The organism is Nocardia testacea NBRC 100365 (assembly GCF_000308775.1).
Lineage (GTDB): Bacteria > Actinomycetota > Actinomycetes > Mycobacteriales > Mycobacteriaceae > Nocardia > Nocardia testacea.
Map to the genome: position 1 here is coordinate 123122 of NZ_BAGJ01000274.1, position 22291 is coordinate 145412.

Consider the following 22291-nt stretch of genomic DNA (forward strand, 5'->3'; position numbering starts at 1 on the left):
GAATCCCCTCTCGGTTCGACATCCTCGACGGGTACACATGGCGGGTGGCGGACCCGGCCGTCACAGCATCGGGATCAGCCGACCCCTCGCCGCATGCGGCGGCGAGTGAGACACCGCGGTGAGACAACCGGTCCCTGTGTTGATGGTCGGCACCGAGAGATCCGGTGGGGTAGGTCACCCGCCGCTTAGTTTATACAAGATTTCGATGTATAAATAGAGGTATGGCGTATGTGATCGGCGAGCCCTGTGTGGACGTGATGGACCGGGCGTGTGTGGAGGAATGCCCGGTCGATTGCATCTACGAGGGCGGCCGGTCGTTGTACATCCACCCCGACGAGTGCGTGGACTGCGGAGCGTGTGTACCGGTGTGCCCGGTGGATGCGATCTACTACGAGCAGGACCTTCCCGCCGAACTCGAGCCCTATCTCGACGACAACGCCGCCTTCTTCACCGAAACCCTGCCCGGACGCGACCAACCGCTCGGATTTCCCGGCGGCGCAGCGAAACTCGGCCCGGTTGGGGTCGATACTCCGCTGGTCACCGCGCTGCCGACACGGAGTAGCCAGCCATGACACGCGAAAAAGCATCCGCCACCACACTGCCGCGCTCCCGTGCCACGCCGACCGGAGCCGGTGGTGGGCGTCGCGGCGACGTGCTCGCGGCATTGCGCGGTTCCCATGATGCGTTGAGCATCGTCGATATCGCCACGCAGCTGCGGCTGCACCCGAATACGGTGCGCTTCCATCTCGAGGCGCTGGTCGAGGCCGGGCAAGCCGAGCGGGTCGAACCCCCGCGCACCGGGCCGGGGCGCCCGCCGCAGATGTTCCGCGCTCATCGTGGGATGGACCCGGCCGGGCCACGTAACTACCGACTGCTCGCCGAGATCCTCACCGCTGGGCTGGCCGCCGACCCCGACCCGTCGGCCCGCGCCGCCGAGGCCGGGCGACGCTGGGGCCGCGAGATGGCCCGCGACATGGACACCGCGTCGCCGACCGCCGAGCAGGCGGTGGATGAACTGGTGCGGGTGCTCGACGAGATCGGCTTCGATCCCGAACCCGACACCGACGATGATCAGCCGAAGATCCGGTTGCAGCACTGCCCGTTCCTTGACCTGGCCGAAACTCGTGCGAGCGTGGTATGCCCGATCCATCTGGGCTTGATGCAGGGGGTGCTCGAAGGCCGGGCTGCACCGGTCGCCGTGCAACGGCTCGACCCGTTCGTCACCCCCGACCTGTGCCTGGCTCACCTCACCACGACCAGCACCGCCACGCCCGCGCAGGCACCGACCGGATCCGCGGCATGACCACCGCCGGGGCCGTTGTCACCGCGGTCGGTTTCTGCTGGCTCGGCATGGTGCTGGCGATCTCGTTCCTGGAGGCGCCGCTGAAATTCCGGGCGCCCGGCGTCACCGTGCCGATCGGGCTCGGAATCGGACGGCTGGTGTTCCGCGCCCTCAACGGCATCGAAATCGTTTTCGCGGCAGCGATTCTCGTCGCTATCGTCATCGACCCGCCCGCTACGGGCACCATGACCGCGCTGATCGTGGCTATTGCGGCGCTGCTCGTGCAGCTCACGTTGGTCCGGCCGCGGCTGACCCGCCGCAGCAATGCCGTGCTCGCCGGCCACGACGCGCCCCGATCGCGCGGCCACTACGAGTACGTGGTGCTGGAAATCCTGAAAATAGCCGCACTTCTCGTCGGCGCCACCCTGCTACTGGCCCACAGCGTGTCATGAACAACTCCCGGACCGCAGCCGGTCCCGCAGGAAAGACGCACCAGCCGTCCCCAGCGCGGCGGCCGCACCACGGTTCACCTTCACACACACCCGGGAGGAATCGACCGACAGAACAATCCAGCGACACAGCAGAGGAGGAGTAGCAGATGAGCGATCCCGTTTATCCCGCCGCGACCCACGACGTCGGCGCGCGGCGCCGCGAATTGGCCCCCGACATCCATCAGGCGTTCGACGAATTCAGCCGGCAGGTGTTCGCCGACGGGGCGCTGCCGCAAAAGACCAAGCAGCTCATCGCCGTCGCGGTCGCGCACGTCACCCAATGCCCGTATTGCATCGCCGGCCACACGAGGCTCGCGCACCATGCCGGTGCCGGCGACGCCGAGATCATGGAAGCGATCTGGGTGGCCGCCGAGATGCGTGCCGGTGGCGCGTTCGCGCACTCCACCATCGCCCTGCACACCCTCGCCGGATACGACCATGACCACGCCGGCTGAATCCCGCCCCGAACACCCGCGCCCATCCCGCGACCAGCACGACGCGGTGACCGAGCAGACCACACACCGCCGCGATCACCGCGGCCGGGCCCGCGCTCCGCTTATCGTCGTCGGCATCGACACCTCCGAGGCGTCCCAGCATGCGCTCGCCTATGCCGCCGGCGCCGCACGCCGCATGCATGCCACCGTGCTGGTTGCCTACATCAGCACGCTCGCCACGAGCGCCTACCCGACCAGCCTGGCGCCGATGGGCGCCGACCTCACCACCGCGCAGGTCACCGCCACCCGCGAGCTGGCCACCGAGATCCTCCACGACCTGCCCCTGCCCTGGTCGTTCACCGTCCGCTGCGGCGACCCCGCGGTCGAACTGGCGCGGCTGGCCGAGGACAACAACGCCGACAGCCTCGTCGTCGGCCGGTCGAGCAGCCGGCTGCACCGCCTCACCGGATCCACCGCCGCCCGGCTGCTGCGCCGGACCCACTGCCCGGTCACCGTGGTGCCATAACAGCGGGCCCGGCTCCACGACACCGATCCGGCTCAGCCGACCGGGTCCAGCACCAGAGCCTGGCGGCGTTGATGCACGGTCAGATACCGCAGACCATGCGCTCCCGCGGTGAACGCGCGCCGTGACCGGCGCGGCAGCCATACCAGCGCACCCGCCGCCAACTCGAGCTCACCCAGCTCGGTGGTAAGGGTGCCCGCGCCGTCGAGCACGTGGATCAGCACATCCAGATCCGGCCCGGTATGCGCCTCGATGCGCCCGTGCGGAGCAATGCGAATGATGTTGGCATCCAGATCGCGGCGGCGCACCAGCAACGTCCACACCGCCCCTGTCGTATCCGGATGTCCAGGCTCGAACATGGTGGTATCGGTCAATATCCGCGGCGGCGATGTCGAAGCCAGCTTCCCGATCCGCACCCGCCACACACGCGGCCCGTCCTCGACAACCTCCCAGCCGTACCCACCGGGATGCTCCACATCGAACTCGGCACGCAGATGCCGCGGATAGTGATTGTTCACCAACACGAACGACTCCCCGGCAGCCAGGGCATCGAACCGCGCGAAGATCGCCGGATGCTTGTCCGGTTTGCGCACCTCCCGCACATCCAATTCCGCCGGTCCCGTTTGTGCCAGGTCCGTGTCGGGCATGTGGCCCACCTCCTAGTTTTTACAATCTCTTATTGTATAAACTAATCCTGCGCGGCTCGCCAGCCAAGCCATCCCGGTTATGACGCCCGTCATCCACGGCCCGCTCGGCCGGGCCAGGCGGCGACTCGCAACTGTCCGTACCGGAGGAATTCGAGGAGAACGCGATGACCACCTCAATCCTGCCCCCGCCCCCCAGCCACCACCCGGTCGAGACTCCGACGCGTGCGATCAGCGTGATCCGGCGGGTGCAGGATGCGGTGTGCGCATTGCCCGCTCCCACATTCCCGCAGGACACGCTCAGGGCAACGACGGTGAACGACCTCGTTTCCACCCACGTCATCGACGCCCGCACCCTCGCCGTCGTCGCCCGTAGAGACCGCCACATCCAGCCGATCGCCGCGATGATCACCGAGCACCTGCTCGGCGTCACCGCCACCGTCGTCGGCAGCGCCATCACCGTCACCTTGGGCTGACCCATTCCGTCACCGCCCGCCGGCGCAGCACACCGCGTATCTTCTCCCGGCGGGGTCTCTCCGGCCGAAGCCAAGCAGGTATCGGACCGGGATCCGATTCGCACCGCTCGCCCGGTCCCTGTGTGCCGCCTCGCGGATTCAGTTCCCGCAACGAATCGAACGGTGCTCCACCTCATACACATCGGGAAAGCCGCAACAGCAGGGCAGGCACTCGACGACATCGTCGGGAGCCGAAGCCATCTCGGCGATCGAGTCCCGCGCTCGTGCCATCGATTCTCGCTACACCGACCGGTTGTCGATGCTGACCCCGAACAGCTGGAACGACATTGCTCCGAGCCTGCAGCAGCTGGCCGGACCGTGTGATGTCGAACTCGACTTTCTCGACCGTGTCCGAAGCCCTGGCAACTCGACGATGTTGCTGCCGTCGGGGTCACCCCTCCAATTCCGGATACCCGACACCTCAGTCGGTACACGACATCCCGACATCACGTCGGCTGCGGCGATCAGAGTCGGTCAGACAAGCAGCCGCAGCGCAACCTTCACGCGTTCTCTAGCCGCTGTCTGCGTGAGATTCCTTGCCAGACAACGAATCTTCGGAATCGAACAGAGCGACAGAGGGGCTTCCCAGGCTCGGACGCCCACGGCGATCGTCCGGCGATGCGACGTCACCGGCGGGCTGGGAATGGACAGCGAGGACGGGAAGGCCACAGTCGCCGGCCATGCGGTCGACCCAGCGGATGAACTCCAGTGCCGAGCCAGCGAACATGCGCCGTACCCGGTCCTGGAAGGCGCGCACGTCGTGGCCAGGCAGGAAGTCGCGGGTGCTGATCTCCCCGCACCCGCAGCCACAGGGCCGTTCGCGGAACTCGGCCTCTTCCGGGAGGTCGCAGTAGCCGACCGGGTTCTGCGAGGCGTTAACCACCGGATCCGGTTTTCCGATCCAGGCGTCGCGGACCGGGTGGCCTTCCGCCAGCGCCTCACCGTCGAGGGCGACCCGATCCTCATGGACAGACACGCCGCGGATCTCGGCGACGGCGCACACCCGGCCGTCACCGATGATCAGGGCGAACTTCTCCCGAGACAACCGTTCCTTGTTCACCTTCCATATGCCTCGGCCCGCTGTCCATGCCTCCCTTTCGGTCATGCGCGGAAAGTAACCGACGTAATCCCGATGCAGCGGGTCGTTAGTAATGGGTGAGTAGTAACCAAGCTTGAACCGAACAGCCATACAGGCCACTCCTCGTGTAGACCTGGCGCGGTCTCCATAGTGTTGCATCAGTTCAAATCAGATTGCAAACGATGAATCGCAACAGCTAAAACCGGGTGCGTGCCGTTACGGTTGATTCGGCGAGAACCGGGTTTGAGAGCGTGTTCGAACCGAACGACAGTTGTCGGAAAACGATCGTTTGCCGACAACCTGGCGTGAGCGGGTGAAACCCCAGGACGTGAGTGTCGGAAACCCGTGCCGGAAAACAATGTCGGCAAACCCGATTTCGGCTATTTTCGACACCATGTTGATCGGCTACGGGCGGGTGTCAACCGCCGAACAGAATCCTGCCCACCAGATCGACGCCTTGCGTCGCGCCGGTGTCGAACCTGCCGATGTCCATATCGATACTGCCAGTGGCGCGAAGGCATCGCGACCGAAACTCGATCTCGTGCTCACTCTCGCGCGCCGTGGCGACACCATCGTCATCACCCGCCTCGACCGGCTCGGCCGGTCGGTGCTGCACCTGATCACCCTCGGCGCGCAGCTGCGCGAGCGCGGGATCGGGTTGAAGGTGGTCGAGCAGGGCATCGACACCGACACCGCCGAAGGCCGCGCCATGTTCGGCATGCTGAGTGTGCTGGCGGAGTTGCAGCGGGAACTGATACTTGCCAACACCCACGACGGTCTCGAAGCCGCCCGCGCCCGCGGCCGCAAAGGCGGCCGACGGCCGAAACTCACCGCGCACCAGGTCGAACAGGCCCAACGCCTCTACGACGAGGGCCGCCACACCGTGCAGCAGATCGCCGATATCCTCGGCGTCAAACGCGGCACCCTCTACGGACACCTCGACAAAACCAAGATCGGCGCACGGCCCCACTCCGGTCCAGCCGGAACACCAGATGCCGAGGTGGCGGTGAGCTCCGCAGGGAACCCCACCGATGCCGTATCAGTACTCGCTGACGCTCCGGCTCCGGTATCGGTGATCGCAGAACAGGAAACCCGCAGGGCTACCGGCGATCCGGCCGACCTGTTCGATATCGCCAAGGCCGACCACGAACCGGCGTCGGCCCAGCCGAAACCTGCGGCCGTCACGACCGTCGACGACGACGATGAGCGGGACGAAACCAGCAACACCGCATTCGATTTCGCTCGCGAGCGGCCGAATCTGACGTGGCGGCTCAAGCAGACTGCTCAGCGGAACCTGCCCGAGGCTCCCGCGGTATGCCCGAACCCGATGTGCGGCTACAACAGCAGCGACACCTCCGAGCGGGGGCGGTTGCTCGAAGACATCCAGGTCGTCTGGCTCGAACCGGCCGACGACGGCGGCCTGGTCGAGCGGCGACACTGCCAACGGTGCCGTCCTCGCGACGTACCGATCACCGACATCGAATGTGCAGCCTGCGACTGCGGCGGCCCCCTGCTGACCGGTCCCTACGCCACCGAGCTGCTCGACACCGGGGAACTACCGATGCTGGTGCGCCGATGGCTCGCGGTCCGCCGGTGGCGCAGCACCGACGCGGGCTTGGTCTGCCCGGACCACCCGGCCCCGCAGTGAGCTCCGCCGTAGATTTCGGTACGTGATCGAAGACCGGCTCGACCAGCCCGGGGCCTGATCAAACCCGCCCACCTCCACATTCTGAGGTTCCCCGCTTCCTTGGAGGTGAGGTTCCCCTGTCCCGGGCCTCCAACAATGTGGCCGGCCGGACTCGACGGAATCTTGAACGGCTCGGCTCGATGGCACCCTCTGCCCTGAGGATGTGCCCTTGGCCGTACTGCTCAGCTGAGTCCCCCGATTTGTTGGGCGATGGTGGTGAGTCGGGTGTGGGCGGCCGAGATGACACCGCTGCGGTTTTTGTGCGTTTCCTCGTAGGTGATGATCGTTCGGATGTCGGTGGGTTCGGTCAGCTCCTTGACCGCGGTGACGGTCTGGTTGACGTTCAGCTCCTCGTAGTCGCCGATGGGTAGCTCGTCCGGGTCGAGGGGGCCGGTGGCGGTGCGGATCGAATGTAGGGCGTCGGCGGCGGTGGTGGCGCCTTCGCGACGGGTGACCTGCTCGGCGGTCTCGAGCGCGGCGTCGCGGGAGGCGGTGAGGGTTTTGACGGCGACATCACCGGCCTGGGCGCCTTGGGTGAGGAGTTCCCCGACCGCGGGTGGGGTGGCCCGGATGGTGTCGAGCAGTCGGTCCAGGCCGCGGGCGGACCAGGTGATCGGGAGGTTGGCCAGCTTCACCGTGGTCCCGGCGGCCGCCTGCAGGGGTGTGCGGCGCAGTGCGGCCGGCCCGCCGAGGGCGTCCTCGGCCAAGACGGTGGTCAACCAGTCCACGGTCGCGGTGTGCGCGGTGATCAACCGTTGCGCCAAGGCCACCACATCCGGTTGCCGGGCGGCGGTCGCCAACACCTTGAGGTAGCGGGCTCGGTCGAGGAGTTGGTGTTCGAGGGCGAGGTCGCCGAGCAGGGCCTCATCGAACGGCTGGGCCTGTTCGGCTATCGCCTTGACCACGGCGGAGACTCTCCCGAGGAGAGGGCCGGCCAGCGTCGGCACACCGCCGAGTTCTCGCAGGACGGTCTCGATGGCCTCGGCGCGGGCACGGGCGTTGTCGGCGTTCTCGGACAGTTCCCGGCGCACCGCATCGGTGCGGGCCTGCGCCATCCGGGTTTCGGCGATCTGGATCTCGGTACTGGTCAGGTCGAGGACGACGCGCAGTTGCGTTCGCAGGGTCGTGGTGTCGAGGGTACTCATACAGAACTTGTCCTTTCGTACGGTGAACGGCATCGAGGCGGCGCAGGGCACGCCGGTACCGCGACTACCCTCACCACCCACCGGTAACCCGATCCATGACATGTCTCCCCCGGCCGACATCGAGTCCGGCGTGTCAGCGGACGGTCGGCCAGCGGGGCTGCGAGCATGAGCGTCCATGACCAGGGTGAAGAGGAGGACCGCCATCCAGCGCATCTGGACTTCCATTCGTGCGGTCGGTGCGCAAACCTCGAGGCGAGATGGTGATCTCGTCACGGCGGTGCAAGTCGAGATCTGGCATCGCCGGTACCCACCGACGAGCGTGATGCAGGCCCTGAGTACTGAATGCGGATACCCGGTGCGTGGAGACGATAGGCGGGTATTCGTCGGGCTGGACATCTTGATGCGTGTCCGCGGCTGGCGTTTCATTCGGGAATATTCCGGTCCGGAAGTGCTCACCTTCGGTTACGGGCCATCTCAGGCCGGGTTCGATCACGCCGGCCACGGCCTCGGGCCTGCTACCACGGTCGTGGTGGTTCTGGATCGCTCATATCCGCGCCACATCGCCGCGGGGTGTGAGGTCGAAATTCTGCTCGCCGGCGCCCCGCACGGACACGCTCACCTCACCGACCTGCACGGCCTCACCACGCACCTGGATGTCCTCGAAACCCACCGCCCTGGCACCCCGTTCTCGGCCCCGTTCCCGATCGGCCGGGCCCGCGCCGGGAAACGTGCACACCGAACCGGTCCCGGAATCCTGAAGCTGTCAGGAAGTGCACCGTAGCTTCGGCAGGGGCGGATTCGGTTCAGCGGAGATGCCATGGGTTCAGGCGTGTAGCGCCTCCTCGACGCTGTGGTAGAGCGCGAGAAAATCCTCCAGCCCGGTGATCTCGATCGGATGAATCACGGGCCGGTTGTGGTCGACAGCGATACGCAGCGGCCGTCGACGGTTCTCGGCAGCCCTGGAAGCTTTGAGTAAGGCGCTGAGGCCGTGGCCGCCCAGGAATTGCACCGCGGTCAGATCCAGGACGCAGAACCCGCCGCGCGTCTGGTTCAACCCCGTGCGCACCGCCTGCATCAGCTGGTGGGCGGTTGTGTGGTCGACCGCCCCGCTCACCGCCACCACCGCGACCTCGCCGGCCATCCGATGCTCGATCGCCAGTCGGGCACCCGCCGACGCATCGTCGTCTTCAGGCACGTTACCGACTTTAGTCCTTGGGCAATCACCCGCGGGGCCGGCTGCGCCGAGACAAGCCACATGACCGAACCTGTCACAGGATCGTGCAGCAGCCCCGCAGTCCTCTCGCGGTTGGTGCCAGGGTTCTTCAACGCGGAGCCGTCGATGTTGCATGCGCTCCGGCCCGGGGCCGGTGAGCCGGGAGCGTCGACCCGTTCGGGCGGTTGTGGCGAGGGGATCCGAATCGGGCTTTACTCGGGTGTAACGATCGATGCCGCATTATGCACATGCGCGGTCATCACTGGCGATGGGCAATGTCACCGGAACGGTCACGCTGCGACTTCGTGCACCGCGGCATGGGCTCGCACCTCGAGAACGGCCTGCAGGACCGTTCGGGACACGGCTTCCAGGATGCGATGGTCGCTCGGATGTCGGCGTTCTCGGGCAGCTCCCGGCGCACCTGCATCGGTGCGAGGCCACCGCATCTTGGCAGTGGCCACCCGACATGTTTCGCCCGTCCCGGCTATGAATTGGGGCGTGGTGGTGGCTGTGTCGGTGCCGGGCGGTCGGCGAGGCCGAGTGCGAACATCACGTCGGGGTGGATCTCCAACGTATTCGCTGCGGTGCTGCGTTGGAGGGTGGGGCTGGTGCGGTGGATCGCGATGCGCTGTCGGGCCAGCATGCCGGAGGGGTCGACGGTGTAGGCGTTGGTGGATTCCTCGTGCAGGCCGAGGGAGTCCGGGAAGGGTTCCAAGACCTTGTTGCGGACGAGTTTGACCAGCTCAACCGCCTCATGCGGGCCCATGGGTATCCGGCGCATGCGCTGGTCGGTGAAGGCCGTGCGCAGGTCGTCGGGTAACACTGCGGTGCGGATGAGCACGGTGAGCCGGTCGTCGGTGGCCACCACCCGCAATGCGGTCGCTTCGAGCTGGTGGCCGAGAACGGTCAGCGCCTGATCGAGGCGCCGCCGCGACCAGCCGCTACGAGCCAGGAAATCCGCGATGCCGAGCCCGTCGTGGATCACCAGCAGCGCCAGCACACACCCCGCGTCCTCGGCTTCACCGCACCCGCTGCCGGGCGGCGGCCGGATATCGGCCGGGCCGCCGTAGATGACCAGGTCGTCCAGCGGCATGTCCAGTAACCGGCGCAGCCGGTCGAGAACGATCAGGCTCACCCCGCGCTGATCGGGGTCTTCTTCGAGTGTGCCGAGTCGGACCCCGAGGGCGGTATCGAGTTCTTTCGCGGTCAATCCCAGGTGCGCGGCCTTGCTGCGGATGGCGTCGTAGTGCAGCCGCGGCCCACTCGCCGGAACGCGGTGTTGTCCAGGTGCGGCCGCCGTCCGGCCCGGGCGGGTCACTGGGGGTTCACCCATGGCTGCGGCCAACGGGTCTTCACGGTCCAGTCGGTCTCGCGGTGCAGGCTCGGCCCGACCCACCAGCCCGCGATTGTGAGGTGCCAGTGGCGGTCGGCCGGCGCCGGTGGCGGCAGCGCGGTCCCGCATGCTGCCGCGGTTCCGTTCAGGTGCCGCGCCGCCGCGCCGACACCGGCGGTGAGCAGAGCACGATCCGGTGCGCCACCGCGCAGTTGGAGAAAGGCGCGGGCCGCGACCAGCAGCGGCCGGGCCGGCGCGGGGACGGCGAAGGCATGGCGTGTGCGGGCGCTGTCACCCCACTTCCGTGGTGCGCTGTCTGTGCCCAGGGCAAGTAGTGCGCCGTCGTCGGACAGGGCACCGATCGGGATCTGGGACAGATAGGCGGCCGGGAACCCGGTGAACAAGGCGGTCGCCAGTGCGGCAGCATGTACCGGGCTGGCAGTGCCCGACCGGATGCGGTCGATGACCGATTGCGTGACCGGTGCGCCGGTGAGCCCGGGGCCGGCGGCGGTGAACAGGTCGCGGGGTAATTCGATCAGTAGTCCGTGCAGTAGGCATCCGGCTTGGGCTCCGCGCAGTAGCGTGATGGTATGGCGGCGGGTGGGGCTATCGCTCACCAGTTCGGTGAGAAATCGCTGCAACTCGAAGGTGTCGTCGAAACGTTGCGGTAGTCTCACCCGGTCTCGTCGCCGGCCCACGCACAGCAGCCCAGCGGCCAGTGTGCGCAGGTCATGAGCGGAATAGCCGTTGACCAGCAACTGTGTGCCCACCGTGGTTTCGGTCGCGGACAATCCGATGGGCAGCAGAGACCGCAGATACTCCGCCGGTTCCTCGTCCGCGGTGATCGGCCCGGGATCGGGCATCGCGTGCATCCACCGGCACGTGGCAGCCATCCCGGTCGTATAGACCGCATCCACGCGGGCGAACTCCGCGGCCGGCAGACTCCGATACGCCTCGGCTCGGAAACCGGTGACCTCACCATCAGGAATCGGCGGGAACTCGGTCGGTGGGAACTCGGTCGGCGAATCCGGCGCCGCCCGTACAGGCTCAGTGCGGCGCGTGGTGCCGATCACCTCACCGACATCTCCGACCACCTGATGCGCGGTCCCGGCCGGTAACCGCTGGACCAGCCGATACGGGCCCTCACCGTGAATGACCAGCACCAGCCGGATTCCCGCGTACAGTCGCAGATCGACCAAGCGCTCCAGACCCGCCGCCGAGAGCCGGTGCGCGCGCAGCACGATCACCTGATCGATATTCAGCGCGGCGACCCAGGCTTTGACCGCCTGCCACGACGGAATCACTCCGGAAACCCGCTCCTGCGACGGCCGCGCCACCGCACACCCCAGCGCCGCCAGCAGATCATGGGCCAACGGCGCGGCACCGGTGGTGGCCGGGGTCGGATGCACCGTAACCCGGCCCGCCACCGGGTCACTGAACTCCAGCAGGACCCGGGTCACCGCGGCATCGTCGTCGTGGTCGGCCACGATCATCACCGGCGGCACCAGCCGGTCGGCCGCATATCCCACCGGATGGTCTTCCCAATCGTCGACCGGCACACCCGCGTCCGCCTCCGGTGCCCCGGTCATCCGGTGCGTCCGCTGAGCTTGGTGAACACCCAACCGAGCACATCATGGTCGACGGTGTCACGCTCCAGCCGCTGCAATGCCCGGTCCGCGTGCGCGGTGATCTTGGCCCACGACCGGAAATTGCCGTGTCCGGCGTGCGCGTCGGCGAACTCGATCACCTCCGGGTCGGCGTTCTCCCAGATCGGGTGATACGCCGGAATCACCCGCGCCACCTGCTCCCGGGTCATCCGCCGGAACTCCTGCCACACATACACCCGCGACGACAGCATCGGTTCACGACGCAGCACCTGATAGCAGTCCCCGCCGCCGACGAACACGATCGCGATATCGGTGCGCCGGTCATCCCACAAATGCCGCCAATACTCGAAACACTCCCGCGACAGCCACTGCGCCTCATCACACACCAGCACCCGGAACCGCTCGGACAGCACGTCTTTGAGGACGTGGTCGAACTCGATCGGCTTGCCCGGCGGACAACCGCTGATCGCCAGCGCGTCGAACAACACATGCCGGATATCGCGTGGTGTCGGCCGCGCCCGGAACTGCACCCGGCACACCATCCCCGGCGCCAGCCGCCGCAGCGACGCATTCACCGACAGCGTCTTGCCCAGCCCGGCATCCCCATGCACACACATCATCGCCTTCGCCGCGATCACATCGGCCAGATTGTCCTGCGTGAGTAGCAGCGAGTCGGTGGCCACGATATTCGCCCGCGGCAACCCGAGGAAATGATCGGCCTGCTCGTCACCGACGTCCAGGCCGGGATTGCGTGCACTCACCGGGTGCGGGTCCTTCCCTCGTCGTTGTCGCGATCCAGACCGACCGGCAGCACCCAGCCCGGCGCCGGCGGTGAGAGCGGGATCAGGTCCGGGCGCGACCAGCGCACCAGATCCTGGTCCCGCTCATCGGCGAGTTCGCGTTCGGCCTCGGCCACCGTCACCGTGTCCAACCTTTTCGCAGGTGTCGGGGTTGTGGTTGCGGCATACCGGGCACGGCGGGCCTTCTCCGCCGCGGCCAGGTCCGCGCGCAACTGCCGGGCCTTGCGGTTGCGGGCACGCCGTACCGCGGCCACCGTCTCCGGCGGCGCCTGATCAGCCAGCACCGCGGTCCCCAGGTACACACCGGATTTCGCGTCGAACACCTCCACCTCATGGGCGTGATGCGGCATATACCGCAACCGCACCGCCGTGCCGACCCGGCCCACCATCCACTCCGCCACATAGCGGCGGCCCCGCCCGAAACCGATCCCCTTCGTGGTGATCTTGCGCTGGCGGCGGTCATCTTCCAGAGTGAACATCCACAACTTCGCCGCATCCACGTCATGAACCGGTGTCGGATCATCCAGCCACGACTGCAACGGAGTCCGGTCCCCCAGCTCCCGGATCGTGTGCTCACCGTTCCACCACTCCACCCACCCCAGCAGCTCCGCGGTGAACGCCTCGAACGTCAACGCGGGCTGATCAGGATCCACCGGGACACCGTTGACCTGGGTCTGGCGGTGGGTATAGCGCGGCATCCCCGCGAACAGCATCTTCTTCACCGCCCCGTTCACCATCTCCACCGACCCCTTCCCGAACGGGGTATACGGCGCCAAGTCATTCACTCGCACCGCGAACGCCCCCAACGCCTCACGCACCGTCCGCGACAAGAAATCTTTGCCCTGATCGACACGCACCGCCCCGGGCAACCCCCCCGCCGGACCATACGGCGCAGACCGCAGCACCGCCGCCCGCAACGCCGCCAGGATCGGCTCCCGGCTCGGCGCCTGCGGCGTCACCGCCGTCCCCAAGATCACGTCATGCGCCGCGTCGACGAACCACGTCACCCACGGCTTCACCCACCGGCCATCCACCTCCACCTGCACCGACGCCTCGACATGATCGGCCTCCCACACGTCGTTCCGGAACGACGCCGGCCGAGTCAAGAACACATCGAAACGCCGCCGAGCCCGCTCACCGGCCCGAAGACCCGCCAGCTCCCCAGCCGTCAAATCGCGTTTGATCGCACGCTGCACCGTCCGCAGATCCGGCGCGGCGCGACCACCAGCCTTCTCGGCCTCGACCAGCTCACGATGCAACGCCGCGGCGTTTCCCCGCCAATACGCCAACCGCACCCGCAACCGCTCGTCGATACCGAACCGCTCACGCCGCACAGGAACAGCCTGCGACCGGCGCGCCCGCAGCCACCGCCACACCGTACGCTCGGCAACCCCCAGCGCCTGCGCCGTAAGCCCCACCAACTCACTGGTCAACTGCCCATGCTCATCCAACTGAACCAGCCGATCTATCGCCGCCTGGCAAAGCACGCGCATATGTTCCTCGACCACCAGCCCAGCCGCCCAATCCGCAAAGACTCGCGCCAGCCCAGCACGAGCATCCATCGCCGACTACCAGGCGATATTCGATCACGAATCAGATAGCCGGGAGACCGGATTCACTGACAAAATGGTGTCGCCTACATACTGACAATTGAGCGTCGTATCGCACGGAGCCCGGAGGGCCCCGAGTCGATCGAGGTGATCGATCGCCCGATCACCGGGCCCGGGCCCGGGCAGATCCGGGTTCGGGTCGCCGCCGCTGCCGTCAATCCCGTCGATCTCGGCGTCGCGAGTGGCTTCTTCCACGGGTTGGGCCTGGTTCATCAGCCGGAGTACACCGGGCTCGGCTGGGACTTCGCCGGTACCATCGCCGCCGCGGGTCCGGGGGTGAACCTGGCTGTCGGCACCCGGGTCGCCGGGATGATCGACGGCTTCGATCGGGACTACGGCACCTACGCGGAGCAGGTGACAGTAACCGCCGCGGATGTGGCGGTCGTACCGGATGAACTGGACCTGATCACCGCGTCCACCGTTCCGCTCAACGGACTGGCCGCGGCCCAGCTTCTCGATCTGCTGGGTGACGCGCCGGCCGGCCGGAACAGGCTGCTGGTCACGGGCGCGGCCGGGGCGGTGGGCGGATATGTCGCGGCGCTCGCGCCCGACCGTGGCTGGCGGGTCACCGGTCTGGCGCGACCGGAGGACGAGACGTTCGTCCGTGGCCTCGGCGCCGAATTCACCACACACGCCGGAGGGGGCTGGGACGCCGTTGCCGACGGTGCGGCCATGCAGGACCAGGCCCTGGCTCTGGTCCGCGACGGTGGTGTGTTCGTGGGTGTGCGACCGAATGCGGTCCCGGCTCCCGAGCGGGGAATCGCGACCACTGCCGTGGTGTCGCACCCCGACGGAGCGCGCCTGAGTGATCTGCTCGCCCTTGCCGCGAACGGCCTCCTGCCCACCCGGGTGGCCGCGGTGCTGCCGCTGGATCAGGTCGCCGATGCCCACCGGGCGGTCGCCGCGGGCGGTATCCGCGGCCGTCACGTTCTCACGCCCTGAGCGGCAACCCGGCAAGAAACCGGCCATCCATCGGACGCCGGCCCCGGCCTCGGGCACCCCTTCGGCACCGCCGACGCGCTGTGTTCCGGACCGTGCGGACGTAGACGCACGCTTATGGAGTCGAGACTGTGAATGCTGGATGGTGGGCGTCGTCTCCAGTTGACTTCTGATCATGAATACAAGCCCGTTTGTGATCTCGACTTCTCTCGCGGCCCTCGCGAGTGCCGGTGTCGGCGGAATGAACTACGTGTTCTCCACATCTGTGATGCGCGGACTGGACAGTACCGGCCCCATCACCGCCATCACCGCAATGCGCGGTATCAACGCGGACGCGAACACGAACCCGGCCTTCCTCCTCGGGTACTTCAGCGCGACAATCCTGGCATTGGTGGTCGGCGTGATCACGGTGGCGCGGCTGAATCAGGCCGGCAGCTGGTGGGTGCCGGCCGGTGTGATCTTCGTGCTCCTCGGTGCGGTCATCACGATGGTTTTCAACGTTCCGCTCAACAACCACCTGGACACCGTGAACCCCGATGGCCTGTCGGTGGCCGATGCCGCGCGCGAATGGCAGGCGTACTTCTCGACCTGGACAGCATGGAATCACGCGCGCACCGTCACCGGCTTCGTCGGCGCCGTGCTGCTACTGGCCGGCCTGCAGAACCGGTGACGCGCGCCGGCCCGAGTTCCGGCCTCGCGGGCGGCGGCGGGGTTGCGCCTGTACGGGGCCTTCGATCGGTACCGCCGCGGGTGCGAAGCAGCTATGGGGAATCGCAGGAACCTGCCTCGGCCGCCCATACCTATGGGAAATCGGCGATTGCCGATGTGTTGCGGCTACCTATCCGGCGATCGTCGACATGTTGGTGGTCAGCGGCCTCGGTGTAGCGGGATCGAGGGGTTCTTGCTCGTCGTGGTCACAAGCCACGCCGTGGCGCGAGACGGTGGCACCGACGAGGAGGCCGGTCGGTCGCTTCGAGCCGTACAGCCGTCCTCGAAGACCGGCCTCCGCACAGCCCGGCACACCGCCGCAACGAGTTCGCCGGCCACGACAGAAACTGCCCCGGTGGCCGGCGCATACAGGAATGGTTCTGCGATGACGGAAGTACTGCCGCCTACAGTGTCGACGGCGCAGATCGATGTCGTACACAGCACATGTGCCCGGCACCGGCTCGGCAACGACCTCCCCGCTGTCGAAGCCGGTCCGCGCGGTCATACCACCCTTCCCGCCGACCGGATCCCGGTCGAGGCGGTCCCGCGGCGCGACGTAGCGGGTCGTGTCCGGGGACAAGGGGTGCGGATGATCATGATCCGCCACGGGGCGACAGGCGATCACGCTCGTGACGATATACAAGGGCCCGGCGGCGGGCCGGGACTCTCGCCTCGCGGCTACCGTCAAGCCCTGGGCGTGGCCAACAGGCTCGTGATCGGACAGGAAGCGATCGGCGCGGTGTATTCGACGCCTCTCACCTCCGCGGTGCAGACCGCGCGACTCATCGCGACAGCACTGCACCTGCCCCTCTCCTACGACCTGCCCGCACCCGACCGCACGTCGCACTCGGACAGCGTCGAATCCCGGTCGGCGGAGGTTCGGCAGATGGGTGAGTGCCTGGAGCGCATCATCGAACGTCATCCGGGTGAAACGGTGATCCTGGTTTGTCACCGCGCCTCCATCATCGCAGCCGAGCTGTACTTCCGGCTTGCACCGCTCGAATCCGCGATCGGCGCGGTCGACCACGCCGGCATCACCGAATGGGAGTGCGTTCCCGTAGAAAACCCGGAGTCCCGGCTGCGGCGATGGCAGCGTCTGCGGCACAACGACATCGCCCACAGGATGTTCGAAGCGCTCGGGGAATGAATCCGCGGGCGCGGGTTCCGCCGGCCGACCACACCATCGACTGTCTCCCGAGCCGGAGCTCTCGACCGGCCGCCGGCGCTTCTCGATGCCGTGGGGCCTGGCGTGGAGCCGAGTCACCCGGTCCGTACCACCGGCGCCGCAGCCGGGAGTTCGGGGGCTGCGTCCGGAGACTCGGTCGATGCCGCTGGAGGGTGCGCCGTCGAGCAAGGGAATCCCGCCCTCGGCCACGGGAAGAAATCGAGAGCACCGAATTCGGGGCTCATGAGGATCTGCGCGCCGTGCGGGCTATCCAGTCGGCATTGGGCTCGATTGCGTAGGGGCGCGTCGAGTCCCGGTCGGTCCAGCTCGGCTCGAGGAAACCCACCGGGTCTGTGCACGAACGCCGGTAGAACCAGCAGTGATCCGCGCTGGTATCCACATCGGATCGCCGGACGATCACCCATCCGCTGCCGTCGCTGCGCAAACAGGTGTCGGCCCCCTCGTCGCATTCGCCCGGCGCGAAACCGGCGGCCTTGTCCAGTACCTGGCCGGTGCCGTTGTCCTCGTTCTCGCCGGCGACGACCCGCAGGCGGTCCTTCGGAAGTGTCGACGGCATCTCACCCGCGTAGCCGGTGGTCCACACCGCACGCACCCTCGGGTCGTGGTTCGGGGCGAGGTGGGCGACGGCGCCGCCCTGACTGTGCCCCCAGGCCGCGATACCCAGATCGCAGTCGACAGTGTCGAGCGCGCAGGCGACGGTGAGCAGACTGCGTGGCTCGGATGCGGAGAACAGGCACCGGGTCTGGTTGCGATGGTCGCTGAACAGCGCCGCGAGGCTGTTGTCGTAGTCGACTGTGAGCGCGACGAAGCCGCGGCGCGCCATCGCCTCGGTCACCGCCTCGGCCGCGGGTGCGTTATCGGCCGCATCGCCTCCGGCGGCCCTGCCGATATTGGTGCCCACGAAGTACAGGAACAATGGGCGCCGCGCGGTCCCGGCCGATTCCGGTTCGAAGCCGCGGGTGCGGAACTCCTGAGTGCAGGCAGCCCCGTTGTCCACGGTTCCGGTGTAGATGGGCGGTGCCGCGACCTCTCGGATCGCGTCCGACTCCTGTGCGAGAGACACGCCGGCGTGGCCGACGATGCCGACCAGCAGCACCGCTGCCAGCGAAAGAAGCCTCGTCCACGACGGGCGCCGGAAGCGGCTGCCTTGGGAGGAGAGCGCGGAAGTGCGGGGGAGGGAAATCGTGATGGCGGAACGCGGAACCCCGGGGATGGTGTGCTCCTCTACATCGGATTCGCCGATATCCGCTCGTACGCTGCGCGGCACCGGCCCGGAAATGAACGGGGCCGAATCATGACCCACCGCTGCGATAGTACGGAACAGCGGCGCCGGTGTTTCCCGGTCCGGTGGCGAACGGGCGATGACCGCCCGTGGTCGTCGCTAGGGTGAGGGCATGGGTGCGTGGGGCGTCAAGGCGCTGGAGAGCGACGAGGGTCTGGAAGTGCTGGCGCTGGTGGAGCGGATAACCGCCGGCCGGGAACGTGTGACGGCCGATGAGCTGGTGCACGCCGCTCACGGGGAGGGGTTGCTCGGTGGCGATCCCGCCGTGGACGAGTATCTGTACGACGTGACCGCCTTGGCGCTCGCCGAGATCCTCACCGGGGACACCGCACAGCTCGCGGAGCCGACATTCGGCGGGACCGTCTTCGTCCCGACTCCCGAGGGCAGTGCCGCGCTGATCACGTGGCTGACACAGCTGTGTGATGCGGGCGAGGATCGGGAGTTCCGCGAGCTGCGATCGAGCGACCCACACCACTTCACCCATCTCACCGCGGTGCTCGCGGCACTGAGTCGCACACAGGATGCTCGATAGCCCGCTTTCTGCCGTCGGCTGCTTCCCACGGGTGCCCGGAGTCCCTCTGTCCGCCGATCACGGCCGGCCGGTGGCGAAAGCCTGGACGGCGTCGAGGAACTCCGGTCCGCCCTGGACGTATCCGCCGATGGTTCCACCGACGAGCACGCCCACGGGGATGCTGACTCCCCAGATCAGGAAGAGGCATGCCCCGAGGAGGCCGCCGACGATGGCACCGCCGACGACGCCGGGCAGGTTCTTGTCGATCTGCTCCACGAGCCGGCTGTAGGAGCTGATGTCCTGCGCTTGCGCGCTGTCCACGGCCGTCGTGGCCGGGGTGAGCGTCAGGGTGTGGCCGTCCGCGCCGATGTGCTGCGCAATCGGGATCGAACGGCCGTCGGCGGCGAACCATTGCGGCATTTCGACGGCTGCCGCCGCGGCGCCGGTGCCGAGCACCACCGCGCCGTCGGGCGTGAGCTCGAACCTACCGTTCTCGACGGTGGCGACAACGACCCTGTCGACCGGCGAAATGGTTATCCGGTAGTCGATCCCGTGGTCGTTACCGGAAGTCGTAGCCCCCGCGGGCATTGCGGCCGGCTGCTCCGCGACGGCCGGCTCTGCGTGGGCGGTTGCCGCAGTGATGCCCACGGCCGAGATGGTCAAGAAAACGGAAGCAGTGGTTTTACCGAACTTCATTCTTCGAACCCCTCCACTCAGCAGCCCCGGATGGGCGGACCGGGTCAGACTCTAGGCGGTGCCGAATTCGATGGTGTGTACGCCACACAGCTCGAACGCCACACTCCGGTTTCCCAGGTGATCGGCGGAAGCGTAGTACACGCGCACGCGGTGCGAGACCTTCTGCAGGACAATGTCGTACGGGTGCATCCGGGGTCAGAAGTCGCAGGGCGTGCGGCCACAACTTCCCGGATCAGCGCCGCAGGAGGTCGCGAAGTGCCGCGGCGATATCGGCCGGCGCTTCTTCGGCCATGAAATGGCCCGAGGTGACCGTCCGGTGGTCCAAGTCGGGTGCCCAGTTCGCCCAGAGTGCGGCGGCCTCGTAGCCCAGCGCCGCACCCCAATCCTGCTGCAGTACGGAGACGGGCATGGCCAGCCTGTTCCCCGCGGCGCGGTCGGCGCGGTCGTGATCGACGTCGACGGTGGCCGAGGCACGGTAGTCGGCGACGATCGAGGTGACGGCGGCGCGGTCGGCGTCCAGGTAGGCCGCGCGAATATCGGCGGGGATCGCGGCCGGATCGTTGGTCCACCGATCGAGGGAATAGGAGAAGAACTCGTCGGCACTCGCCGAGATCATCTGCTCGGGCAGGCCGGGCGGCTGGGCCATCAGGTAGAGGTGGAAACCGACGGCCGCGTCGGCCCCGTGCATCACCTCCCACATATCCACGGTGGGCAATACGTCGAGGCAGGCCAGATGGGTGATCGTTTCGGGATGGTCGAGCCCGGCACGGAAGGCGACCAGGGCGCCGCGGTCGTGTCCGGCGAGTGCGAACCGGTCGTGCCCGAGGGCTTCGGCCATGGTGACGATATCGGCGGCCATCGTGCGCTTGGAATAGGTATCGGCCGACACCGCGGCAGGCTTGTCGCTGGCGCCGTAGCCGCGCAGATCGGGACACAGCACGGTGTGTTCGGCCGCGAGGTCGGCGGCGACATGACGCCACATCAGGTGGGTCTGCGGAAAGCCGTGGAGCAGGACGATCGGGGACCCCGATCCGGCCACGGCCGCCTCGAGGGCGACGCCGTCGGCGACGGCGACACGGTGGTAGTCGAATCCGGTCAGTGCGGGTTTCATCGGTGCGGTTCTTTCTTTCGAGGGTGTCCGCGAAGTACTCGGCGGATCGATGGCCAGACTGTGACGCGGCGATGAGCAACCGATGAACACGCACTACAGTGGGCTGATGCGGTTTCAGGTGCTGGGACCGGTGACCGTGCGCGACGATGACGGCGCCCCGGTCGTACTGCGCGGGCCGCGCTATCGCGCCGTGCTGGCCCGGTTGCTCGTGGCCCGTCGCCGCGTCGTTCCCGTCGGCCGGTTGGTGGACGATCTGTGGACCGATCCGCCCGCCGATCCGGTCGGCGCGATCCGGACCTTCGTCGCCCATCTGGACCCGCTCCGACGACCCCGCCCAGGCCGCACGGCTGGTCGCCACGGCCGAGCGGACACTGCGACGCCTCCCCGAACAGGACGATTCGAACCGGGCCCGGTTGTTGGCCACGATCGCGCTCGAGTCGCGCGGAACACTTCCACGCGACGCACCGGACGAACCCGGTCTGCGGCCCCTGCGAGCGGCCCGCCGAGCCGAGCAGATCGCCCGCCGCCTCAACGACCCGGCACTGCCGGCCTTCGCCCTCAACGGCGTGTTCATGCAAACGTTCCAGCGGGCAGGCCTGGCCCCGCGACGAGACGCCCTCGCCTCGGAAGTGCTGTCTGTCTCGACCCGCAACAACCTGACCACCTACGAAGTACTGGGCCACCTCATTCGCCTGCAGTCCCGCTGTGCGCTGGCCGACCTCGTCGGCGCAGACCGGCACGCCGCGGCCGCCGATCTGCTCGCCGCCCGGCACGGACTCCCACTGGTTACCGTGTTCACCACCTGGTATTGCGCCCTTCGGACGGCGACAACCGACACTCTCCCCGCCGCCGAACGCGCATACGAGTCGGCCGCCGCCACGTTGAACGGTGCGGGAATGCCCGGTCTCGAACACGGATTGGTGGCGTTGGCGCGACTGTGCCTGTACCTCTCCCATCGGGACACCGAACGAATCGCGACAATGGCGCCCGACACCGACTGGGGCCCGTACACGCCGTGGGTGCGCCCGACCCTCCTGGTCGCCCGCGGGCAGCTCGACAGTGCCCGAACCGCATTGCGCCGTCTCGAATCCCCACCCCGGGACCTGCTGTTCGAAGCCCTGTGGGCGGTCATCGCACACGCCGCGATCGCCGTCGACGACGTGGATGTCATGCGCCGGGCCCACAGCCGGCTCTCACCAGCGGCCACCGAGACCACCGCGCAGAGCGGATTGCTCGGATTCACCTCAGTAAAGACCCATCTCGACGAACTCGCTTCCCGACTGGCTCGGCACCAGGAAGCGCGGCAAGATTCGCCACGCCCTGCCTAGGAATCGACGTGGTGCCGGTTCGGCATCCTTCGCGCCGACGCGGCCACCACCGCCGATGACGCCCCCGGTGCGGACCCCGGCCCGCACGGCGAGACCGGTGGTGGTCCGTAGCTCCGACGGGACAGCGATACCCGCGCATCGGTCGATGCGTGCCGCACCCGATCCGAA

At 67.7% G+C, this 22291-nt stretch carries 24 protein-coding genes; 12 read left to right on the forward strand and 12 right to left on the reverse strand.

The genetic code is table 11. The annotated features are described in order from the left end of the window. Window positions 1–221 precede the first annotated feature (221 nt). From fdxA to ON38_RS33585, 5 genes are all read left to right on the forward strand, one after another. Window positions 222–572, forward strand: a complete 351-nt coding sequence (gene fdxA, locus ON38_RS33565) for a ferredoxin (RefSeq protein WP_039829382.1) — start codon at window positions 222–224, stop codon at window positions 570–572. Next, window positions 569–1303 carry a helix-turn-helix transcriptional regulator gene (locus ON38_RS33570; protein WP_157101557.1) on the forward strand — a complete coding sequence of 245 codons (735 nt, stop codon included), beginning with the start codon at window positions 569–571 and terminating at the stop codon, window positions 1301–1303. The genes fdxA and ON38_RS33570 overlap by 4 nt, the downstream gene beginning before the upstream one ends. Further along, complete coding sequence (locus ON38_RS33575; protein ID WP_039829383.1) at window positions 1300–1734, forward strand: hypothetical protein; 435 nt, start codon at window positions 1300–1302, stop codon at window positions 1732–1734. Before ON38_RS33570 ends, ON38_RS33575 begins: the two co-directional genes overlap by 4 nt. Window positions 1735–1880: 146 nt before the next feature. Next, window positions 1881–2228, forward strand: coding sequence for a carboxymuconolactone decarboxylase family protein (locus ON38_RS33580; RefSeq protein WP_039829385.1), 348 nt, complete (start codon window positions 1881–1883; stop codon window positions 2226–2228). Next, window positions 2212–2733 (forward strand): universal stress protein, encoded by a 522-nt coding sequence (locus ON38_RS33585; protein ID WP_051165611.1) that lies wholly within the window; start codon window positions 2212–2214, stop codon window positions 2731–2733. Before ON38_RS33580 ends, ON38_RS33585 begins: the two co-directional genes overlap by 17 nt. A 32-nt stretch (window positions 2734–2765) precedes the next feature. On the opposite strand, the gene ON38_RS33590 is transcribed toward ON38_RS33585, so the two are convergent. Further along, a complete protein-coding gene (locus ON38_RS33590) occupies window positions 2766–3377 on the reverse strand; it encodes a DUF2249 domain-containing protein (RefSeq protein WP_051165612.1) in 612 nt (203 codons plus the stop codon). 164 nt (window positions 3378–3541) lie between these two features. Here ON38_RS33590 and ON38_RS33595 point away from each other — a divergent pair, with 164 nt between their 5' ends. After that, a complete protein-coding gene (locus ON38_RS33595) occupies window positions 3542–3850 on the forward strand; it encodes a hypothetical protein (RefSeq protein WP_039829386.1) in 309 nt (102 codons plus the stop codon). A 550-nt stretch (window positions 3851–4400) separates the two neighbouring features. On the opposite strand, the gene ON38_RS33600 is transcribed toward ON38_RS33595, so the two are convergent. Then, window positions 4401–5078 (reverse strand): hypothetical protein, encoded by a 678-nt coding sequence (locus tag ON38_RS33600; protein WP_039829387.1) that lies wholly within the window; start codon window positions 5076–5078, stop codon window positions 4401–4403. Between the two features lie 283 nt (window positions 5079–5361). Here ON38_RS33600 and ON38_RS35485 point away from each other — a divergent pair, with 283 nt between their 5' ends. After that, the gene (locus tag ON38_RS35485) at window positions 5362–6615 is read left to right on the forward strand and encodes a recombinase family protein (protein ID WP_083873310.1); all 1254 of its coding nucleotides are present in this window, start codon (window positions 5362–5364) and stop codon (window positions 6613–6615) included. A gap of 221 nt (window positions 6616–6836) precedes the next feature. Here ON38_RS35485 and ON38_RS33610 read toward each other — a convergent pair whose 3' ends face one another. The 7 genes from ON38_RS33610 to ON38_RS33640 all read right to left on the reverse strand — a co-directional run bounded on the left by ON38_RS33610 (window position 6837) and on the right by ON38_RS33640 (window position 14221). After that, window positions 6837–7799 (reverse strand): hypothetical protein, encoded by a 963-nt coding sequence (locus ON38_RS33610; RefSeq protein ID WP_039829477.1) that lies wholly within the window; start codon window positions 7797–7799, stop codon window positions 6837–6839. A gap of 544 nt (window positions 7800–8343) precedes the next feature. Beyond that, entirely contained in the window at window positions 8344–8469 is a 126-nt protein-coding gene (locus ON38_RS38005; protein WP_281004661.1) for a hypothetical protein, read from the reverse strand. Between the two features lie 153 nt (window positions 8470–8622). Continuing rightward, entirely contained in the window at window positions 8623–8994 is a 372-nt protein-coding gene (locus ON38_RS33620) for an anti-sigma factor antagonist (protein WP_051165613.1), read from the reverse strand. Window positions 8995–9496: 502 nt separating this feature from the next. Then, complete coding sequence (locus ON38_RS33625) at window positions 9497–10345, reverse strand: hypothetical protein (protein ID WP_039829391.1); 849 nt, start codon at window positions 10343–10345, stop codon at window positions 9497–9499. Then, window positions 10327–11934, reverse strand: a complete 1608-nt coding sequence (locus ON38_RS34560; protein WP_051165614.1) for a hypothetical protein — start codon at window positions 11932–11934, stop codon at window positions 10327–10329. The genes ON38_RS33625 and ON38_RS34560 overlap by 19 nt, the downstream gene beginning before the upstream one ends. After that, entirely contained in the window at window positions 11931–12713 is a 783-nt protein-coding gene (locus tag ON38_RS33635) for an AAA family ATPase (protein WP_083873312.1), read from the reverse strand. Before ON38_RS33635 ends, ON38_RS34560 begins: the two co-directional genes overlap by 4 nt. After that, window positions 12710–14221 (reverse strand): TnsB C-terminal domain-containing protein, encoded by a 1512-nt coding sequence (locus ON38_RS33640; protein ID WP_306306713.1) that lies wholly within the window; start codon window positions 14219–14221, stop codon window positions 12710–12712. Before ON38_RS33640 ends, ON38_RS33635 begins: the two co-directional genes overlap by 4 nt. 228 nt (window positions 14222–14449) lie before the next feature. On the opposite strand from ON38_RS33640, the gene ON38_RS33645 reads away from it, so the two are divergent. The 3 genes from ON38_RS33645 (at window position 14450) to ON38_RS33655 (ending at window position 17156) form a co-directional block, all read left to right on the forward strand. Next, complete coding sequence (locus tag ON38_RS33645; protein WP_245564519.1) at window positions 14450–15304, forward strand: NADP-dependent oxidoreductase; 855 nt, start codon at window positions 14450–14452, stop codon at window positions 15302–15304. Window positions 15305–15494: 190 nt separating this feature from the next. After that, window positions 15495–15971, forward strand: coding sequence for an anthrone oxygenase family protein (locus ON38_RS33650; protein WP_245564527.1), 477 nt, complete (start codon window positions 15495–15497; stop codon window positions 15969–15971). 423 nt (window positions 15972–16394) lie between these two features. Further along, entirely contained in the window at window positions 16395–17156 is a 762-nt protein-coding gene (locus tag ON38_RS33655; protein ID WP_157182053.1) for a histidine phosphatase family protein, read from the forward strand. Window positions 17157–17415: 259 nt separating this feature from the next. Here ON38_RS33655 and ON38_RS33665 read toward each other — a convergent pair whose 3' ends face one another. Beyond that, window positions 17416–18498 (reverse strand): alpha/beta hydrolase family protein, encoded by a 1083-nt coding sequence (locus ON38_RS33665; RefSeq protein ID WP_157182054.1) that lies wholly within the window; start codon window positions 18496–18498, stop codon window positions 17416–17418. 91 nt (window positions 18499–18589) lie between these two features. Between ON38_RS33665 and ON38_RS34565 the strand changes: the two genes are divergently transcribed. Then, on the forward strand, window positions 18590–19009 hold the full coding sequence (locus tag ON38_RS34565) for a hypothetical protein (protein WP_051165615.1): 420 nt from the start codon (window positions 18590–18592) through the stop codon (window positions 19007–19009). Between the two features lie 57 nt (window positions 19010–19066). On the opposite strand, the gene ON38_RS33675 is transcribed toward ON38_RS34565, so the two are convergent. Next, window positions 19067–19636, reverse strand: coding sequence for a DUF8020 domain-containing protein (locus ON38_RS33675; protein WP_245564535.1), 570 nt, complete (start codon window positions 19634–19636; stop codon window positions 19067–19069). Between the two features lie 280 nt (window positions 19637–19916). Continuing rightward, entirely contained in the window at window positions 19917–20795 is an 879-nt protein-coding gene (locus tag ON38_RS33680; protein ID WP_039829402.1) for an alpha/beta fold hydrolase, read from the reverse strand. A gap of 146 nt (window positions 20796–20941) precedes the next feature. Here ON38_RS33680 and ON38_RS33685 point away from each other — a divergent pair, with 146 nt between their 5' ends. Then, complete coding sequence (locus tag ON38_RS33685) at window positions 20942–22123, forward strand: hypothetical protein (protein ID WP_051165616.1); 1182 nt, start codon at window positions 20942–20944, stop codon at window positions 22121–22123. Window positions 22124–22291 lie beyond the last annotated feature (168 nt).

Coding starts and splice junctions, on each gene's coding strand:
- fdxA (WP_039829382.1), top strand. CDS start 222: ATGGCGTATGTGATCGGCGAGCCCTGTGTGGACGTGATGGACCGGGCG.
- ON38_RS33570 (WP_157101557.1), top strand. CDS start 569: ATGACACGCGAAAAAGCATCCGCCACCACACTGCCGCGCTCCCGTGCC.
- ON38_RS33575 (WP_039829383.1), top strand. CDS start 1,300: ATGACCACCGCCGGGGCCGTTGTCACCGCGGTCGGTTTCTGCTGGCTC.
- ON38_RS33580 (WP_039829385.1), top strand. CDS start 1,881: ATGAGCGATCCCGTTTATCCCGCCGCGACCCACGACGTCGGCGCGCGG.
- ON38_RS33585 (WP_051165611.1), top strand. CDS start 2,212: ATGACCACGCCGGCTGAATCCCGCCCCGAACACCCGCGCCCATCCCGC.
- ON38_RS33590 (WP_051165612.1), bottom strand. CDS start 3,377: ATGCCCGACACGGACCTGGCACAAACGGGACCGGCGGAATTGGATGTG.
- ON38_RS33595 (WP_039829386.1), top strand. CDS start 3,542: ATGACCACCTCAATCCTGCCCCCGCCCCCCAGCCACCACCCGGTCGAG.
- ON38_RS33600 (WP_039829387.1), bottom strand. CDS start 5,078: ATGGCTGTTCGGTTCAAGCTTGGTTACTACTCACCCATTACTAACGAC.
- ON38_RS35485 (WP_083873310.1), top strand. CDS start 5,362: ATGTTGATCGGCTACGGGCGGGTGTCAACCGCCGAACAGAATCCTGCC.
- ON38_RS33610 (WP_039829477.1), bottom strand. CDS start 7,799: ATGAGTACCCTCGACACCACGACCCTGCGAACGCAACTGCGCGTCGTC.
- ON38_RS33625 (WP_039829391.1), bottom strand. CDS start 10,345: ATGGGTGAACCCCCAGTGACCCGCCCGGGCCGGACGGCGGCCGCACCT.
- ON38_RS34560 (WP_051165614.1), bottom strand. CDS start 11,934: ATGACCGGGGCACCGGAGGCGGACGCGGGTGTGCCGGTCGACGATTGG.
- ON38_RS33655 (WP_157182053.1), top strand. CDS start 16,395: ATGACGGAAGTACTGCCGCCTACAGTGTCGACGGCGCAGATCGATGTC.
- ON38_RS34565 (WP_051165615.1), top strand. CDS start 18,590: ATGGGTGCGTGGGGCGTCAAGGCGCTGGAGAGCGACGAGGGTCTGGAA.
- ON38_RS33680 (WP_039829402.1), bottom strand. CDS start 20,795: ATGAAACCCGCACTGACCGGATTCGACTACCACCGTGTCGCCGTCGCC.
- ON38_RS33685 (WP_051165616.1), top strand. CDS start 20,942: ATGACGGCGCCCCGGTCGTACTGCGCGGGCCGCGCTATCGCGCCGTGC.